Raw genomic sequence first — 19383 nt, 5'->3', positions numbered from 1 at the left:
CTTACTCCTATTCTTGCTATAAAGCAGTATTCTTTATATTTGAGAGTTTTATTATTAATTCCCCTATTTGCTCCAGTGGTAACACCTCGTCTATTACTCCAATATCTATTGCCGATTTGGGCATCACAGAAAATTCTGCTGTCGATGGCTCTTCTGCTATTGTAAATCCTCCGCTTTCTTTGATCTTTTTCATCCCCATCGTACCATCAGAATTAGAACCGGTCAGAATAATCCCTATCAATTTATCTCCCCAGGCATTAGCAGCACTTTCAAACAATACATCTATAGATGGACGTGAATAATTAACCTTCTCATCAATTGAGAGAGAAATCGTTTTTTTTCTCTCGACCAAAAGGTGATAATTTGGCGGGGCAAGATAAATTATTCCTGGTTTGATTTTTTCCTTATCGATTGCTTCTTTGACACTAAGTTGAGATATTTTATTGAGCAGGTTCGCCAGATAGCTATCCTCTGATGGAGCAAGATGCTGCGTTACTAAAATGGGCAGACTGAAATCAGCCGGAAGAAACGAAAATATTTTTATTAATGCCTTCATGCCTCCCGCGGATACTCCTATGACTATGGCTTTGTATGATTTTTCATTCATATTGTTACCTGCTGAGTTTAGATAACTCCTCCTGTAAATACAGCTTGCGATATATTTTTGAATTACCCTCTACCGCATGGTATTTTTTATTCCCGTCCCAGAACATCAAACTTTCCTTATTACCCAAACACAGGAATCCGCCCTGTAAAAGACTATCATCAAACAGATTTAATGCTCGATTCTGAAGATTTGCGTTAAAATAGATCATCACATTACGACACAAAATCAGGTTCATCTCGCTAAATGTAAAGTCTGAAGCCAGATTGTGATTTGCAAATGTGATATTCTTTTTCAATGACTTATCCATTACTATGGACTCATATTTAGCATGATAGTATTGTGAAAAAGATTCACTGCCACCAGACTGTTGATAATTCTTTGTACACTGCTGGATATTATCCAGTTTATATATGCCCTGTCTTGCAGTTTCCAGTACCTCATCATTAAAATCAGTTGCGAAGATGGTAGTTTTCTTGTATAGTCCAGCTTCCTCAAGTAATATTGCCAGTGAATATACTTCTTCTCCTGTGGCACAACCCGCATGCCAGACTTTGATATAGGGATATGTTTTTAATATAGGGATCACTTTTTCCTTGATTACCCGATACTCTCCCGGATCGCGAAACATCTCGGTTACTGTGATTGAAAATTCGTGAATCAGTGACTGAAAAAATGTTTCATCATGTAATAACCTGGGTATCATCTCCGATATTGATTTATAACCAGATTTTTTCTGATAGTGTTTTACTCTTCGTTCCATAGAGGCTCGGGCATAGTCTCTAAAATCATATCCATACCTGCTGTATATCGCATCTAATATCAGAGTTATTTCCAGACTCTCGATTTCATTTTCCCGCATAATATTTGTTACCTGTATAGCCAGACACGCAGCATGGAAAACAATCTGGTGATATCGACCGGCTTTGACATATAATCACTTGCTCCCGCTGCTATAGAATCTTCATAATCCTTTTTCATAGCTTTCGCCGTCAAGGCGATTATGGGCAGTTTACTATACCGCTCCTGTGCTCTGATTCTTCTTATGGCTTCATAACCATCCATTTCAGGCATCATGATATCCATTAATACCAGGTCAACATCCGTCTCTGTCTTCAAAATCGCTAATGCCTTTAATCCATTCTCTGCCTTGAGAAGATTAAATCCCTTATCACTTAATATTTTGGATAAGGCAAATACATTTCTCATGTCGTCATCTACGATTAATATTTTCTTATCTTTGAAAATCACTTCAGTATCATGCAGATTCGCGATCATTTTTCTTTTTTGCTCGGGTAGTTTATCCACCATTCTATGTAAAAACAATGATGTTTCATCAAGTAGTCTTTCCTGAGATTTCACTCCTTTGATTATGATGGATTCTGCATAATTATGCAGTTCCAATTCTTCTTCTCTGGATAGCTCTTTTCCGGTATATACAATAACCGGTGGTATTACCGCGTTTGTTTGCTCTAAAGTCTTCAAAAGCTCAAATCCTGTCATATCGGGCAAACCCAGATCAAGGATCATGCAGTCATATCTGTGTGACTGCAGTTCTGATATAACTTCGCTGCCAGTTTCTGCTTCGTGGCAGTGTACATCTCCATTACCGATTAATTTTACTATACTGTCTCGTAGATTTTTATTATCCTCTACTATCAGCAAATCTTTGATTCGTCTGCTAAACATTCCTTCAAGTCTCAAAAAGGCTTCATCTAATTCCTCTTTCTTTACTGGCTTGGTCAAATAACCTATGGCACCCTTTCTGAATGCCTCTATTGTGGAATCTTCCACGGACATGATGTGCACCGGTATATGCCTGGTCGCAGCATCATTTTTTAATGTATCCAATACTGCCCAGCCGTCTATCCCTGGTAAATGCAAGTCAAGGATTATTGCCGAAGGCTGATATTTTGCTGCTAATTCTAAACCCGCTTCTCCGGTCACTGCAGTTAATCCCGAAAAGCCTTTCTCCCGGCACTGATCAAGCAGCAGCTTGGCAAATTTTGTGTCGTCTTCAATTATTAAAATGCTTTGCTTATCTTCATCTAATTTGTCACGGTCATCTGCCAGCGTTATTTCGCTTCGCGGCAGCGGTTTGTATTTGTGAAAATCATTGTATGGTGTGACTGAGGATTTTGATTTTGAACTTATCATCGTTGGTGGGGATTCCAGATGTATTGGCAGATAGAGTGTAAAGGTTGAACCCTTTCCTTTGGTGCTGACAAGATGTATCTCTCCTCCTAATAACATGCTCAACTCTCTTGATATCGAGAGTCCCAGTCCCGTTCCTCCATATTCTCGCGATGTTCCTCCTTCTGCCTGCTGAAATGCTTCAAATATTATCAGTTGCTTCTCAACTGGAATTCCTATACCGCTGTCAGTGATTGATATTGCAAAACTCTTAGCAGCCTGTAATCCAGACTTTGTGAATTTTGTGTTTTCTGCTGGAAGCTTTATCTCTACTGTTATTCCGCCCTGCTTTGTAAACTTGATGGCATTTGACATCAGGTTCTTGATTATCTGGTGTAACCGCTGATTGTCGTTCATGATATATTCGGGAACTCTGGAATCAATTTTGATCTCAAATGCTAAACCCTTTTCATCCAGCATGTGCTTAAAATTATTCCTGATGCTGTCTGCTATTTCTTGTATTGGTATCTTCTCTATATTTATATCCATTCTGCCAGCTTCTATTTTTGATAGATCTAATATCTCATTGATCAATTGCAAAAGATCCTTGCCACTTTTATTGATCACTTCCGCTGATTCCTGCTGGCTATCTGTTAAATTTCCTTCCTTATTATCGGCTAACATACTCGATAGGATCAAGAGACTGTTCAATGGTGTTCGCAGTTCATGTGACATATTAGCCAGAAACTCTGATTTATATTTACTGGCTATTGTCAGCTGTTCTGCTTTTTGTTCAACTTCTTTTCTTGCTTCTTCGATTTCACGCTTCTGCCTTTGCAGCGACTCGTTTTTCTCCTCCAGTTCCTCATTAGATACTTCTAATTCCTCCTGCTGTGCTTTTAATCTTTCCTCTGATTGCTGCAAAAGTACCGTCTGTTCCTCCAGCTCTTCATTAGTTGTTTTCAGCTCTTCCTGTTGACTCTGCAATTCTTCTGTTAGCATTTGTGCCTTCTCAAGGGCACTGGCAAGTTCGTCTCGATTCCTCGCTGTCTCGATATTTATGGCTATTATTCCCACTGCCTGATCCAGATATTCAAGCTGTCGGGTATTTAGCTCATGCAGGGTTCCTATCTCAAGTACGCCTTCTACTCTATTCTCAAACAGGAAGGGTATCACGCAGATATATTGCGGGAGACTTTCTCCAAGTCCCGAAGTTATCTTTATATAATCTTCCGGCACATTCTTGATCACTATTGCTGTCTTTTCCAACGCCGCTTGACCTACAAGCCCTTCCCCTGATCTAAACCTGTTGGAAAGATTTTTCCGCTGCTGATAAGCATAGCTGCCTGTAAGCTTCAAAGTAAGACTGTTTTCCTGCGTATCCGTTAGATAAATAGCCCCGATTTTTGCCTCAAGATAATTGGCTATCTCTGTTATTATCTTATTACTGATCTCGGTTAATTCCAATTCTCCCTGAATTACTTCATTTAATTTCATTAGCCCGGTTTTTATCCAGTCCTGAGAAGATGCCTGTTTACTTGCCGCTTGAAGTGATATCTGCATTCTCTGGGTGGCTTCTGCAAGTTTGCCTATCTCATCGTTGCTCTTGATTTCGATCAATGTTTCCAAGTCACCCTTTGCAATATTATCTGTCGCATTCACCATAGTGATCAATCCTGTAGCTATCGATCTAGTTATTGATATTCCCACATATAGACCTATCAAAATGCTTAACGCCGATAAAAATATCGCGATTAATATTGCACGGTGTGAATTCCTGTCACTCTCTAACTTCCGTTTTGACAATTCTTCTACAACATTCGTTACTACTTCATCCATTAATAGTGAAGTCTTCCCATAAGCTGTCCCTACCTCATTTTTGGATAGCGATACTGCTTCAGAGTATATTTTATTATAATCAGGTAGGCTAGTTAGATTATAATCATCAGTTGCTCCGCTTGTGAGTCCTTTGATGAGTTTATCGATTTGATTCAGCAATTCTATATAAGTTTTCCACGCTATCTCAAATTCATTTATCAGTATTTGATTGCTCTCCTGTAATTTCATATTCCGTAATTGCGATAATTTCTGCCCTAATTCTGTCTCATTACGTAAAGAAATTGCATTTAAACTGCCCATTTCGGCTTTAGTAGTGACTATTAATAGATTCTTCTCGATGCGGTTCACTTCTGCCAGATGCCCCTTCACTTGATAGACAAGGATGATCTTCTGGGATTCTGAATCTACTATTTCATTTAAGTTAGAATTTATATGCTCTATAAAATACATGTCAAAAACGGATATTATATCAAAGAATATCACAACCAGGACTACAAAGAGCATTTTGCTTTTAATTGACATATTTTTTAGTAAATTCAAGTACCCTCCTTTATTGACTTACTGCCTATCAATCAAAACATTATATTTTTCTAAATAAAATACATTCTTATTATCAATACCAGGAAACAAAAATTATTTTATTCCTGTCAATATTTTTATTTTGATTTGATATATACCCCTTATTTTTATTTTGTAGTGGATTATTTTCTTCATTTGTAGGTCAATCATCTTAAACCTCCTGGATGCCTGTCTGCCTATGGCATGGGTCGAAGACTATGCCCAAGGCAAGTAAACCTCCCGGATGGTTGCCCCCACCCTTTAACATAAATTATTTCCAATGTGATGCTTAGTTAGGTTTGAATATAAAAATCAGTTGAATGCCAGATTTTAACTTTTTATACATTGAGTTGCTGGATTAGCTCTGAAAAGTGTACCACCGCAATCAAGAGTTTTAAATTGAGAAATGTGACCAAATGTGACCAAATGTGACCAAATGTGACTAAAATGTGACCGCCGAATTAATTGAGTAGTATATGTTTAACCTCCCCTGGTCACTCTTTTCGCGCTTTTCGAAGATACATACCCCTATATTTAACTTTCTTGTCAGAATTTGCCTGATTACACTACATTTAATCTCATTCAAAATTCAAAACTCAAAATTCAACATTACTTAACATTGCATTTTTGCCCCTTTTTTGAATATATTTACCCTATTTCGGTTTTTTTACTTGTGAAAACTACTTTCTCCTTGCAATTAACCAATAAACAGATAAATCACAAAAAAAGCCATTTCATTTGAAATGGCTTTAGATCACTAAAAATCTTATTGTTTATTTAATCATCAAATGCTTTATCAGTAGTCCACACCTTCCAGACGTTACCAACTAAGTCCGGACTTGGTTTCAAAGTCACTTTTCCGGGTTTCCAGCCAGAAGGAGTTGCCTGAGTACCTTTGCTTTCTCGCACTAACTGGAATGCCTGGATCTGGCGAATGGTTTCTGATACATTTCTGCCTACTGGGGGAGTGAGTACCTCAAATCCCTGGATAATTCCATCAGGATCTATCAGGAAGCGTCCACGGGTTTCCGTGCCACCCTTTTCATCATATACTCCATAAAGAGTACCGATTTTTCCTCCGCCATCTGAGATCATTGGATAGGGGATTCCGCCTTTCACCATTTTGGAAAGCTCATTATCATTCCACATTTTATGCACAAATATACTATCAACACTCACAGAAAATACTTCTACACCGAGTTTCTGGAACTCAGGATACTTCTCAGCAACTGCTGAGACTTCTGTAGCTCACACGAATGTGAAATCACCCGGGTAAAAACACAGTACGATCCATTTCCCCAGATAGTCTGATAGTTTCACCTGGATAAATTTACCTTTATGGTATGCGGGTGCCGAGAATTCCGGCATTTTTTGTCCAACCTTGATCATGCTTACCTCCTTTTTTGTTTCCATTACAGTTTGCGTCTGCTGCTCTTGAGGTTCTTCAGAAATTTCGCTTTCTGGTCGAGTACAGCCAACATCTAATTCTTCTTCCATGTTTTTACCTCCTTCTATTACTATTTAAAAAAGTCATTCTCGTGTTTTTTTGTCAAAGGAAATTACTATAATTCACAAGTGAAATAGTTTACTGGACAAATAATTGGGATAGAATATTGAAGTACTTAGAGAATAAAAAGGGGGTTTTGATGTCTGGTTTGACTTTTATTCGGACTACTCGTCTTGAAGAAGTGAGTAAATTTTATCTTGAAGATGTAGGTATGAACCTTTGGCTGGATCAAGGGGCTTGCAGAATTTTCAAATCTGGTAATTTGCTTTTGGGATTCTGCCAGCGGGAAGAATCTGAAACTGAAGGGATTATTACTTTCTTCTATGATACAAGAGAAGAAGTAGATGCCATGTATAACAAATTCTCCGGTACTGCTGAAAAACCTCCACGCTATAATCCCGAGTATGATATTTATCATTTCTTCTGTCGTGACCCGGAAGGAAGAGTTATTGAATTTCAAAGATTTGAAAGCAAAATGAATGAATATATCACTGCCAGTAAAAACCTGATGAATAGACGTAGCATCAGAAAATACCTGCCAGAAATGCCCTCCAAAGAATTGATCAATAAAGTATTTGAACTTTGCCGGTATTCTCCCACCAGCATGAATCGCCAGAAATATTACTATGTGATCACAGATAACCGCACCAAGATCAAGCAACTGGCAAAAGTCCGGGGAAATTCCACTTCTCCACTTTCAGAAGCTCCTATAGCTATTGCCGTCTGCTGCACTCCGGAAACAAAGCGCATTCAGCAGGATGCTGATATTGCTGCCACCTATCTTTTGCTTGCAGCTCACAGTCAGGGACTGGGTACCTGCTGGATAACCGATATGGATAGGGTAGAGGTGAAGGAATTGCTTGATATTCCCTTAGAGGATTATGTGACCTGCCTTACGCCATTAGGCTTTCCTGATGAATTCAAAGAGCTCCCTGCTCGCAGAGATATCTCGCAATTTGTAAAATCCGTGTAGGATATATGAAGATATATATAAACAAGTATTTTAAGGATAATCGACTCGAGAAGTTCCTGGACTTCGAATATGAAGTATATTCCAGGTCTGGCTTAAATGAAACCGAAAAGAGACTGATCAAAAAGCTGCCAGGGGTCAAAGAACCCAAACGGATTCTTATTCTGGAAAATCGTACTGGTGTGATTGGCATGATAGCATCTGATCTATTCCCGGAAGCTGAAATCGTCATCCAGAACATTGATATATTCCATAGTGACAAAATAGAGCATAATCTAAGCCATAACGAAGTTTCAAGACCAAAAGTGATCTGCCAGGCTGATATTGAAGGTAAATTTGATGCTGTGTTTTATCAGCAGACCCAGGCTAATCTCGTGAAAGAATTTGTGCTGGATCTGGTTCAGCAATGCCATGCCGCTTTAAAGAAAAATGGAAAACTCTGGCTGGCGATGGAAAAGAAAGAAAAGATTATCACAGAAAAGATGCAGGAACTCTTTGGTGGTGCCACAATTGATAATCTTAATGAAAAAGGGCTCGTTCTGATCGGTAAAAAGAAGAATAATGCCGTAGAATACCTGGATTATCGGGCTGATTTTGTATTCTCCAATGATGATGGACACAGCATAGCTTATCGTTCATATCCCGGCGTCTTTGCTCATCATCGCTTTGATGATGGGGCAAAAGCTCTGATGGAAAATGTGGAAATTCAAGACGGTGATTCGTTGATTGATATGGGCTGCGGAATAGGCTCAATCGGTATTGCTTTAGCTAAAATGAAGAAGTTGAAAAAAGTGTATTTTGTGGACTCAAACAGCCGTGCTATCAAGGCAACTGAATATAATTGCCAGAACAATAATATTGCCAGTTACCAGACAATCCTGAGCGCTTCAGGTTTTAATGCCCCCCATAAATGTCAGGTGTTTGTCGGCAATCCACCCTATTTCTCTGATTTCAGGATAGCAGGTATATTTGTCGAAGCCGCCCATGCAAACCTTCTGAAAGGTAGTAAAGCCTGGTTTGTAGCTAAGAATCCCCAAAAATTAAAGGAGATTATTAAGGATAAATTTGGTAATTGTGAAGTGATCAAACATCATGGCTATAATATCCTCATCGGTATAAGATAAAATCCAGACCTTGCGAATGGCTGAAAGCCTTCGCAATGGTCGGTTAAGTTATTTAAAGAACAGTTAGCATCCCCCCAGGAATTTATTGTAATGCTGGCTGCAAAAAGTAGCAGGAAAATCATTCTCATTAACCACCAACTTCAGTTGGTGGTCAACAGGAGCTAACATAAAATAGTGGCTTTAGCCACTTCCCACCAATCAAATATAATTGTTATATAATAAGTTATCACTCTCATTAACCACCAAATTCATTTGGTGGTCCTGGAGTTTGGACATTTTACTAAAATTCAATATTTTTCAGCTCTTATAATGTTGTTAAGCCAAATATTGAAATATGCTTAATATCTGTAATATAATAATTTACCCTTCTCATTAACCACCAAATTCATTTGGTGGTCAACAAGAGCTTGCAGAAAGTAGTGGCTTTAGCCACTTTACACAAAAATAAAATAATAATGTATGTTAGATGTTCTCGTAATAACATGAAATATATAGAGAAGTCACTGAAGTGACTACATTATCGTATGTACATAATTACCACCAACTAAAGTTGGTGGTTAATGAGATGTATAGTAAATGTCCAAACTATAGGACTTCTATGTAAATGAAGTTTACAATAATTCATATAGTGATCAGCATTATATTGTTTAGAAGTGGCTGAAGCCACTTAATATTCTTTTATTTTGCTCTTTCACCAGATTGAAATCTGGCATTAATCAGAGTGAAAAACACCCATGCCAAGGATGTGCTAACCCGCTCTATAATAATTAGATACCTATGTCAGTATTTAGAAAAACAGGAGATGCCAGATTTAAAGAACAGGCGGTTGATAAGATCAACCGCCTGTTTATATTAGTTATTATAGTTAAAGTTTATTTCTTTTCTTCCGGGCAATCAAGGCATTCTTCCCGAGATTTATGACCATCCTGAAAACGAGTCATTTTCAGACGGAAAAATATCGAATCCAGAATTGAATATATAACCGGGATCACCAGTAGCGTTAGCAGGGTGGCAAATGCCAGTCCAAAAGCAATACTCACTGCCATTGGCTTGTAATCACTGATTGTATCTGAAGTGGAAAATATTATGGGCATAAACCCTGCTATTGTGGTTATTGTGGTCATCATAATGGGACGAAATCTAATAACTCCCGCATTGATCAATGAATTCCACCGGTCAGTGCCCTGTTCTCTTTCTCGGTTTACAAAATCTACCAGTACAAGTGAATCATTCACCACTATTCCTGCCAGAGCCACCACAGATATCATTGTCATCATGGAAAATGGCAGTCCCGTAACAATAAGCCCGAAAATTACCCCGATCAAACCAAATGGAATAGCGAACATTACAATAAGTGGCTGAATATAGCTTTTAAACTGGGTTGCCAATATCGTGAATATCATCAGAAGTGCGATCAGTCCTGCAAGATAGAGAGAATTATAAACCTGTTTCTGCTCTTCTGCTGACCCACCGTATTCAAGGTTATAGCCCGTAAAGTTCTGATTAAAATTAGATAATATCCCCGTCTCACCAGTTAAATCATTTCCTTTCAGCATTCTGGTGATCTCATCGGGTGTTCTTTTTACTGTGGTTCCTGCCTCATCTACATAAGTAGTAGCATTTCCGGTTACAGATATCAGTCTTTTTCCATCACGATGACTTATTTGAGCATATCCGCCTGTGATCCGCAGATCAGCAACATCTTTCAGAGGTATCAAATCACCACTCCTGGATCTGAGCTTCAGGTTCTCCAGCTCATTTACCATATCCACCTGGTCTTCTCTGATCTTTACGATGATATCATATTCTTCCATTCCATCACCACGATATTTAGATACAGGGATACCATAACAAGCCTGAGCTATAAGGGTAGATACGCTATTTATAGAAAGTCCATAAAGCGCTATCTTATCATAATCAGGATAGATTTGAACTTCTTTCTTACCTTCATAAAAACTGGTTTCCAAATCTGCTGTGCCGGGTATTTTCTCTAATTCACTGATCAGATAATCACCTATATATTGCAACCTGTCCAGATCATCCCCTTCCACTCTCAGCTCAATATCCTGACCTGTAGGAGGACCATGTTGACTTTCTTCAATTTTATAGGAATAAAGCCCAGGCAGCACATTAAGATAAGTTCTAAGGCTCTTTTTAATTTCATCATGGGTAAATTCCATTTTATCGAGTTCAACCAGATCAACTTTTACCTCAGCAACATTTGTTTCCATCTTGGTGCGGTGATTTTCTGTGTATTGACCAATATTAGTTACCACTGCTTCAACATCTGCTTTCTCTGGCATGGTGGAGATATATGCTTCGAATTGGCTGACGATCTCATTGGTTTTATCAAGATTATATCCCACCGGACAATCTATCTTCACAATGAGAGTGTCATCCTTACTTTTGGGGAAAAATTCAAATTTCACCATTCCCAGGGCAATGCTGGCAATGGCAGCTATCATCGATAAGACCACGATCACAACAGTTCTGAATCGATGCTTTAGTGCTGCTGTGATTGTTTTTCGATAGGTATTGATCAGCCAGGTTTGCACCTTACTGTCATCTTTATGGGTTCTAAGTTTCTTCTCGCCAAATTCTGCAATATGAGATGGCAGGATCACCAGGCATTCAAATAATGATGAGATCAAAGCCAGAGAGATCACGATAGGAAATACCCGCATGAATTGTCCCATCATTCCACCCATCATAAGCAATATGGAAAATGCTGCAATAGTAGTTAATACTGCTGAAACAACTGGCCAGGCTATCTGTTTTGTACCCTCTATTGCTGCTTCCACGCGGCTATAACCCATTTCCCGGAACCGATGCACATTCTCCAAAACAATTATGGCATCATCCACTATCATTCCTAATACCAGTATTAAGCTAAATAAACTCAGATTATTGATAGTGATATCAAATTGACGCATAAGGATAAATGTGAGCATCACGGAAAAAGGAATTCCCCACGCAGCAAACAAGGCATTTCGCCAGCCAATAAAGAAGAATAGCACCAGAAATACCAGAATAATTCCCATTAAGGCATTCATACCAAGGGTGTTAATACTATTCTGCACGCGCACTGAGCCATCATTTTGCACCTGTATTTTTAATTCCGGCATTTCCTTCTGCCATTTCACTGTCAGCGTGCGGACATCTTTCATCACATTGATGATGTTTCCTTCGCCTTTTTTATAGATATTAACGTTTACGGCAGTTTCTCCATTTAATTTACCTATAGTAACCGGATCCTGCAGCGTGTCTTTGATAGTTGCCACGTCACCGATCCTGATTGCTCTGCCCTGATCATCCATGGCAATCACCTGATTGCTGATCTCTACGGTATTATCATATTCTCCCACACTGCGGATCAGGTAATCTACTCGACCAAATTTGATTGTTCCGCCGGGTGTATTGCTGTTTCGCATTGAGATTGCATTCATGATATCGCCAAGGCTGATATTAAAATTATCAAGTTTGTGAGCATTAGCTTCTATCCAGATCTCTCGCTCCCGCGTGCCGGATATTTCCACCTTGGATACGTAATTAATATCAAGTACATCATCCCTGAAGTCATCTGCTATTTCTCTAATGGCATTTCCAGAGAAATCCCCGCCCAGGGCGACTGTACATATCTCATTTACTTCCCGCATATTAAGCCGTACCAGGATTGGATCATTAGCTCCATCGGGCAGTCCTTTCACTTTTTCCATCTCAGTATTAAGATCATCCCAGCCCTGATCAATATCCGCTCCGGATAGCATACTGATAAAAATTGTAGCCATCCCTTCTCTGGAAGTTGAAGTGTAATAATCAATATCATCAATATTAGCTATCTCATCTTCGATCTTTTTAACTACCAGCTTTTCCATTTCTGCCGGTGATACTCCCGGATAGGTCACTATGATATAATAGGCACCGAAATCCACCGCTGGAGCTTCTTCCTTAGGTATATCTATCATTGTCCAGATACCATAGATGAACACTATGATCATGATCATATTTATCAGGATCTTGTTATCTACAGAAAATTTTGCTAAAGACATAATTTCTCCTGATTTTACTTTTTAATCTCGACCAGAGTATTGTTATTCAGACTATTTGCTCCTTCCACAACGAGGAGTTCTCCGGGTTTCACTCCACTGGCAAGTATCACATTTCGCTCGATTTTTTTGCCAGGCTCTATATATCGCTGTTCTGCCCTGTTATCTTTATTGATCACGTAAACCATATATTTATCATATACCTGAGTAAGGTTATTAATTGAAGTATAAAGAACCTGTTTATATGATGCGCGCTGGATCTTACCTGTTACAACCATACCAGGAAGTAGTGTTTTCCCAGGATTATCCAATTCGATCTCTACAGGATAATTCACTGAGCCATTAATCGGAGCAATGCCTATTCCACTGATCTTGCCTTCAATCTCGCTATCATAATAATCGCTGTTGATATATACCTTTTGACCAGTTTTTATTCCTGAAATGTCCTTTTCTCCCATTCCCGTTTTGATCACCAGTCTGCTGTTATCCACTATTCGGCAAACCTGCTGTCCCATACCGATATAAGATCCAACTTCCAGTTTAAGATCACTGATATATCCGGAAACGGGTGCGGTAAACTGGGCATTTTTTACTGCCAGCTCATTGTGTTTCAGCATTGCCTGTGCACTGGCATATCCTGCTTGAGCCTGCTTTAAACTGCTTTCAGCTGATATATAAGTACCCCGTGATACCTTTTCTGCTTCATATAATTTCTTTGTGGATTCATATTGCATATTTGCCAGTTCAACGGCTGCTTCTGCTGAAAGCAGGCTGGCGTTTGCCTGATCAAGATTATTTAAATAGCTGTCGTTTTCTATTTTACCAATTGTTTCGCCCTTCTTTACCCAGTCACCCAGCTTTTTATTTAGTGATAGCACTTTTCCGCTGCTCTCACTGGTGAGATAAATATCAGTTATCCCTTCCAGCATGGCAGTGAAACTCACGAATTCATCCAGATCGGCTAATTCCAGGGTTTGCACCATGACTGGTACGGCTTTTTCTACTTTATTAACGTTGCTCTTTGTAGCTCCTGGTCGCCCTTTACCACAACCAGTAAAAAATATTATCATGGTTAAAGCTAAGATAAGTATTTTAAGATTATACTTTTTCATTATTCCTCCATATTCTCTATTAATTTTATTAATTGCTCTTTATCATCCATTCCCAGAAGATTCTTCAAACTGGAAATCGATTCCAGAAAGCCCTGTCTGGCTGAGATATAATTATAATCAGAATTGATCACCATCACTTCTGTACTAAGTAGATCAGTGCTGGAGATCAAACCCTGCTCAAAGCTTTCCCGCATCTGGTTCCAGGTTTCCCAGGCAAGTTCATTGTTTACTTTAGCAGATTCCACCTGACGGGCTGTGGTAATTAGATTAAGGTAGGAACTGCGGATTGCCAGGATGATGCCATCTTCTGCGTTATCAAAATTATTTTCCGAGCTTTTCAATTGATAACGGGCAGATTGATAGTCAAGCGCATTATCTGCCAGCGGGAAGATCGGCATGGAGGCTATCAGTGCCAGACTGCCACTACCATCAAAATCCTGATTAAGATTGCTGTTTGACCAGTCATAGGAATAAGATAAATTTAAAGAAGGTAATAGATTACTACCTGCCATTGTTTTAGCTTTTTCTGCAGTATCAATGCTTATCCGAGAAATCGCAATCGTAGGATTTTGTTTCTTACCTATTTCTATCAATTGATTTTCCAGGTCTTTCTGGGCGGCTGGATCTGATTGCTTCAAGGTTTCCATTATAGTCTGATATGATGACATATCAAATTCTTCTACCTCAAAACTCTCAGTATAGCCCAGGTAATTCGCCAGCGCAAGTTTACCAAGCCCATAAGCATTCTGCACGTTCATCAAATCTAATTCTGAGGATAGTTTCTCTGATCTCATTTGCAAATATTCTGCATTGGAAAATAATCCTGCCTCTCGCTTGGCATGGGCAATTTCCAGATTTGTTGTGCTCTGCTCAAGTTTCTTTTCCAGTGCTTTCACCTGCTCACGGAAACCCTGCACAGCAAAATATTTCTGCTCCACAGCAGCCGTAATTTCAAAAAGCTTGCTTTGGTAGCTTGTTTTCTGTATCTTATAAGTATTATTGGCAATTTGAGCTGATAATAACACTTTGCCACCATTAAAGATAGGTTGACTGGCTGAAATGCCATAGGATGAAGTCTCATCCATAGTACCTGCAATTGTCTGACTGCCGGGATCAAGATATACTTTGCTGCCGCTTAGACTGGCAGAAGGTCCCAGTGCCAGATAACTGCTTTGCATTGATTTCTCAGCAGCTTTCATATTATTTTCAGCTGCTTTTAATTCCGGGTTATTTGACGTTGCCATCTTGAGAGCATCATCAAGCGATAATACTTCCACGGCTGATAAACTTGCTATTAACAGGGTAATTAATGTGATAAAAATTAGCTTTTTCATTTGTTATCCTCATTACTATTTGTTTTAAATATTTTATTATTTTCTAATTTCTCCGTGGCTACCAGAATATTATTAAGCAATTGAAATTCTGCTGCACCAAATTTATGAAAGTGCTCCATAAGCATGGTCAGATAAAAGGGAATGTTGCTCTCGGAAAATTGATCTTCATTTGCCAGACGCTTGTCCTTCATCTTATCATGATGATCTTTCATTATTTTCTGGCGATGCTTTATTAACTTTATAAAGTATTCCTTACTCACATTTCCATCAATGAACCGGAAAGCGTTCCAGAAATCAAAGGGGGAAGTAAACTTCTCACAGAAAAATATCTCATCCAGTAATTCATGAAAATATTTACAGCCACTATTTGTGATAGAATATACCTTTCTGGCTCGATTATTATCATCTACCTTTACTTCTCCTGTGAGGTGACCCTTATCTTCCAGACGTCCCAAAGCTTTATATACTGAGGGCATCTTGATCTTGATCCAGAACTCAATTCCCCGCTTCTCAAAAAACTCTGCTATCTGATAGCCATGCATAGGCATGCGTATCAAAAAGCCCAATACCGCTAAATCAACTTTATTCATTTATTACCTCCAACATAATCTACTATAAAAAGACAAATATCAAAATAAAACCCTGCCTAATATTGTCAAGTCCTATATTATACTTTATAATAATATCTATTATAGCACGACCTCTCTTTGGGTCAGATAACTCCTTTAATTCCTATAATCTGCATATCTCCCACAACAACTTAGCACGTACTCACATTTTTTTGTTAGATTGTGCTAAGTTGTTCTTGGCTAAATCCGGTTTTTGGTTATTTTATTGGTGGGGGATGCTTGCAAAAGCATCATAAAATAGTTTTAGATAAGGTGGTTATGATGAAAAATCTAACAGGAAAGACTGTGCTCGATTTTGTTCAGCGGAATTTTGAAGTGCATGGCGAATTTGAAGGCATCGTGTATCGCACCAAACGAAATGGCGATCAAGAACATTATCCCTATGACCCGGTATCCTATTATCAGCGGACTCCGCTGGTGATCAGAAATGAATCCATCAGGCGTTATGCTGCCTCAGTATCTAATCCCAGGCTGGCTGATTATAAATCTGTGATCAAAAAACTCAATTATTACACGCCCTATATTTTGCATCCCGGAGCGCAGAAATTCCTGGGTGAGACGGCATTTTATGTGCGTGAGCGGGGAGATTATGAATTGCTCTGGCAGGGCATGCCCATGGGATTTCATCAGATTATCGCACCACGCACCAGTGTGAAACTTGGCTTTCATGCGGAAGGTGAATTCGGGCTGGATTGCTATTTTCAGGATGAATTATACTGCCAGCGAAATTTTATCATCACATCCGGTGATCTGGAAACTGCTTATGACACGTGGCTGATTACCAATCTGGAGCATATTCTGAGCCTGCCCGAACCTGAATATGAGAGCATAAAGACCTATCGCAGAGGTCTGCGCAGCAAAGTTAACTGGGTAACTGCCCTCACCGGGAAATACCACGAGGAAGTGGTCTATGAAGTCCCGGATTACAGTTATAAAGATAACAAGCGGGAAAATCCCTGGCTCTATCACAGGCGAAGGTATGACCATATTGTGAACCCGCAGACACTCTATTTTAATAATAAGATAAAGGAAATTGCCCTAAATTGGCAAACACTTTCGCAATCAGAGCGTGATGAATGGAATAAAAGAGCCGCGAGGTACAAAAAACAGCGCTTAACTGGGTTTAATCTCTACACAAAGGAGAATATTGTAGCTTAATCATCTTGATTAAGTTCTATTTATTAGTTAATCAAGATGATTAACCTACAAGGAAACTCAATCTAAGTTAGTCCCGATACATCGGGATGAACCGAACCCGGGACATGAGTTCTGGACGGACAGAGGTAGTAACTGATCGCCAGAAGCTTAAAAATAATTTTTCTTATAAGCTTAATTATTTATTGATATTAATGTTGAAACCGAGGTTATCTATCAGTAATTAAGTAAGTTAAGCCACTAACTGTGGCGTAATAATCTATTATTTGGCAAAATATGATAACAATTGCTAATTTTTTAATCTTGACAAATATTAGCACTCTATTTAATCGATTGCTAACATCCGATTGAATCTTAATAGACACAACCGGAAGTTAGCTTGTTTTCTATTTTTTGATCAAAAACAAGAAAAATATTTTAACTTTCGGAGTCAACTTCAATCTTGAATAGATATAGTTTCATTCGGAAATAAAAAATTTAAGAGGTAATAATGAAAAAACCGAGAATTACGGTTACTCAAGAAAGTGAGACAGGTAGAAACCAGAGATTTCACGATAACTTTAATGGTCGTGATATGACAAGAAGTGAATTTGTTAAAGCAATCGAAAATGGTCGTTATCCAGATTATCACATCAGAATTATCAATGACATAAAGACTCCTGTTTCTGATCCAGATAACACTGAAAAAAACAACTTGGGGTAAAAGGGAATTGATATGAAAACATATCTAATAAGTTATGACCTACATACTCCTGGTCAAGATTATTCTTCTCTAATTGATGCAATCAAAGAATTCAAACCCTGGTGGCATAATTTAGATTCATGCTGGATTATTAAAAGTGATTCAACGGCTAAAGATATTGTAAATTATCTATATCAATATATGGACAATAATGACGAATTATTAGTTACAGAATTAGCCGGTACAACTTCATGGATAGGATTTAGTGAAAAAGCCAGTAATTGGTTGAAAGATAATTTATAAGTAATAATTAAAATACCTGGTTTTGATTGCTTAAAATGAAATAAGCAGCTGCAAAGGACATTGTAATTTTACAGCTGCTTATTTTCGAATATTCTTTTACATAAGAGCCACAAGTAAGAAAAAATGTACTATTACAATTTATATTTCAAACTTTATTTAATTAATAACCTATAATCCTATAAAATGGCCGAGAATAACATAATAATTCTTAAATTGCATAAATCTAAATTCCAATATTGCAGAAAATTGACAGAGTGGCTCAGAATAATGGGAGGGTGAATCTTTTTTTTTGCGGAGAAGTGGCTATATATAAGATTATTATTCAATAAGTAAAATAGGATATTATGTTGAAAGAGCAATAACCTCCTGATAGAGTGTTTGGAGATGTAAAATATCCATATCCAATATTGGTTCAAACATGAAGGAATTAAGGTGAATATTCTCTGGTGTCATTAGATTGACTTTATGGAGGATTTTCTTAGCATTTATTTTATCAGTAAATAATCCAATGAATTTTTTATATAGATTCCTGGTTTGATTACTTTTATGTTTAATCTCTTCTAAAAAAACCGGATCGTTAATTTCACTGATCATATATTGTTCAGCTTTAAGTCGAATTGCTATTGACATAACAATTTTATATTCTAGATTTACTGAGTTATCTGTATTTTGAGAAATGATAGAAGCTTCGGAAAAAATCAAATCAATGACTTTTCTCGAATGATTGGGGAGATTATTAGCAATTCCAATAATACGCAAGAATGCATCTTCTAAATTTCCAATATCATAATTATTAGTACCGGATTTTATGTGTAATAATGAGGTTAATTCATTGTAAATAGTATCATTACCCATATAATCAGCAAGATTTCTGACAAAAGGAATTGAAGCTATAAGCATAGAGTTATTTTGATGTAGATTATTTTTCCATACTTTAAAAGGGTCGTTTTGATAGTGCTCTTTTTCAAGAAATATTTCTGTATTATTTTTGATTGAAATCAGTTTATATTCTCTTGTCATATCCAATCTACCACAAACCGTTCTATGGAAATCATAATTATGAGTAAGAATAATAATTTTAAAGTCAGCGTCTTTAGAAATGTCGCTTAAATATTCTATTATGGCGTATTTATTTTTATAATCGAAAGAATCAGCTATATCATCAACAATGAATAATGTGTCAGGTTGCAGAATTTTCCTTGCTTCAACTTCAAAAATAATATTTAGAATATAAAATGCACGTTTTTCTCCCTGACTTATTAATTCTAAAAGTTTATCTTTTTCAATAATCTGAGGTTCGTCCCTGTCTTGGTAGGTATATTTAATGGAAGGATGAGAGCTTTTCAACAAAACTTCACTTTGGTTCTCTACCTCAAGGATAAAAGGA

General features: G+C 37.9%; 14 protein-coding genes. 5 read left to right on the top strand and 9 right to left on the bottom strand.

The window, feature by feature from the left end:
- Positions 1 to 16: 16 nt before the first annotated feature.
- From RAO94_02020 to prxU, 4 genes are all read right to left on the bottom strand, one after another.
- The gene (locus tag RAO94_02020) at positions 17 to 607 is read right to left on the bottom strand and encodes a chemotaxis protein CheB (GenBank protein ID MDP8321107.1); all 591 of its coding nucleotides are present in this window, start codon (positions 605 to 607) and stop codon (positions 17 to 19) included.
- Between the two features lie 4 nt (positions 608 to 611).
- Positions 612 to 1466, bottom strand: coding sequence for a protein-glutamate O-methyltransferase CheR (locus RAO94_02015; protein ID MDP8321106.1), 855 nt, complete (start codon positions 1464 to 1466; stop codon positions 612 to 614).
- Between the two features lie 8 nt (positions 1467 to 1474).
- Positions 1475 to 5116: a response regulator gene (locus RAO94_02010; GenBank protein MDP8321105.1), complete on the bottom strand. Its 3642-nt coding sequence runs from the start codon at positions 5114 to 5116 to the stop codon at positions 1475 to 1477.
- Between the two features lie 795 nt (positions 5117 to 5911).
- Positions 5912 to 6631: a thioredoxin-dependent peroxiredoxin gene (gene prxU / locus RAO94_02005; GenBank protein ID MDP8321104.1), complete on the bottom strand. Its 720-nt coding sequence runs from the start codon at positions 6629 to 6631 to the stop codon at positions 5912 to 5914.
- A gap of 149 nt (positions 6632 to 6780) precedes the next feature.
- Here prxU and RAO94_02000 point away from each other — a divergent pair, with 149 nt between their 5' ends.
- Both RAO94_02000 and RAO94_01995 read left to right on the top strand, forming a co-directional pair.
- Complete coding sequence (locus RAO94_02000; GenBank protein MDP8321103.1) at positions 6781 to 7614, top strand: nitroreductase family protein; 834 nt, start codon at positions 6781 to 6783, stop codon at positions 7612 to 7614.
- Positions 7615 to 7619: 5 nt separating this feature from the next.
- Positions 7620 to 8735 (top strand): methyltransferase, encoded by a 1116-nt coding sequence (locus RAO94_01995; GenBank protein ID MDP8321102.1) that lies wholly within the window; start codon positions 7620 to 7622, stop codon positions 8733 to 8735.
- Between the two features lie 872 nt (positions 8736 to 9607).
- Here RAO94_01995 and RAO94_01990 read toward each other — a convergent pair.
- The 4 genes from RAO94_01990 to RAO94_01975 are packed head-to-tail and all read right to left on the bottom strand — an operon-like array spanning position 9608 to position 15817.
- A complete protein-coding gene (locus tag RAO94_01990) occupies positions 9608 to 12784 on the bottom strand; it encodes an efflux RND transporter permease subunit (protein ID MDP8321101.1) in 3177 nt (1058 codons plus the stop codon).
- Positions 12785 to 12798: 14 nt separating this feature from the next.
- Positions 12799 to 13893 carry an efflux RND transporter periplasmic adaptor subunit gene (locus tag RAO94_01985; protein ID MDP8321100.1) on the bottom strand — a complete coding sequence of 365 codons (1095 nt, stop codon included), beginning with the start codon at positions 13891 to 13893 and terminating at the stop codon, positions 12799 to 12801.
- On the bottom strand, positions 13893 to 15227 hold the full coding sequence (locus tag RAO94_01980) for a TolC family protein (GenBank protein MDP8321099.1): 1335 nt from the start codon (positions 15225 to 15227) through the stop codon (positions 13893 to 13895). Before RAO94_01980 ends, RAO94_01985 begins: the two co-directional genes overlap by 1 nt.
- Positions 15224 to 15817 (bottom strand): PadR family transcriptional regulator, encoded by a 594-nt coding sequence (locus tag RAO94_01975; protein MDP8321098.1) that lies wholly within the window; start codon positions 15815 to 15817, stop codon positions 15224 to 15226. Before RAO94_01975 ends, RAO94_01980 begins: the two co-directional genes overlap by 4 nt.
- A gap of 297 nt (positions 15818 to 16114) precedes the next feature.
- Between RAO94_01975 and RAO94_01970 the strand changes: the two genes are divergently transcribed.
- From RAO94_01970 to RAO94_01960, 3 genes are all read left to right on the top strand, one after another.
- Positions 16115 to 17014 (top strand): hypothetical protein, encoded by a 900-nt coding sequence (locus tag RAO94_01970; protein MDP8321097.1) that lies wholly within the window; start codon positions 16115 to 16117, stop codon positions 17012 to 17014.
- 487 nt (positions 17015 to 17501) lie between these two features.
- Positions 17502 to 17714 (top strand): hypothetical protein, encoded by a 213-nt coding sequence (locus RAO94_01965; protein ID MDP8321096.1) that lies wholly within the window; start codon positions 17502 to 17504, stop codon positions 17712 to 17714.
- A gap of 12 nt (positions 17715 to 17726) precedes the next feature.
- A complete protein-coding gene (locus tag RAO94_01960; GenBank protein MDP8321095.1) occupies positions 17727 to 17996 on the top strand; it encodes a hypothetical protein in 270 nt (89 codons plus the stop codon).
- A gap of 342 nt (positions 17997 to 18338) precedes the next feature.
- On the opposite strand, the gene RAO94_01955 is transcribed toward RAO94_01960, so the two are convergent.
- On the bottom strand, positions 18339 to 19383 hold a 1045-nt coding region (locus tag RAO94_01955; protein MDP8321094.1), incomplete at its 5' end, for a hypothetical protein.

Origin of the sequence: Candidatus Stygibacter australis (genome assembly GCA_030765845.1) — a bacterium.
GTDB classification, from domain to species: domain Bacteria; phylum Cloacimonadota; class Cloacimonadia; order Cloacimonadales; family TCS61; genus Stygibacter; species Stygibacter australis.
This window is presented reverse-complemented; position numbering and strand designations above follow the sequence as displayed.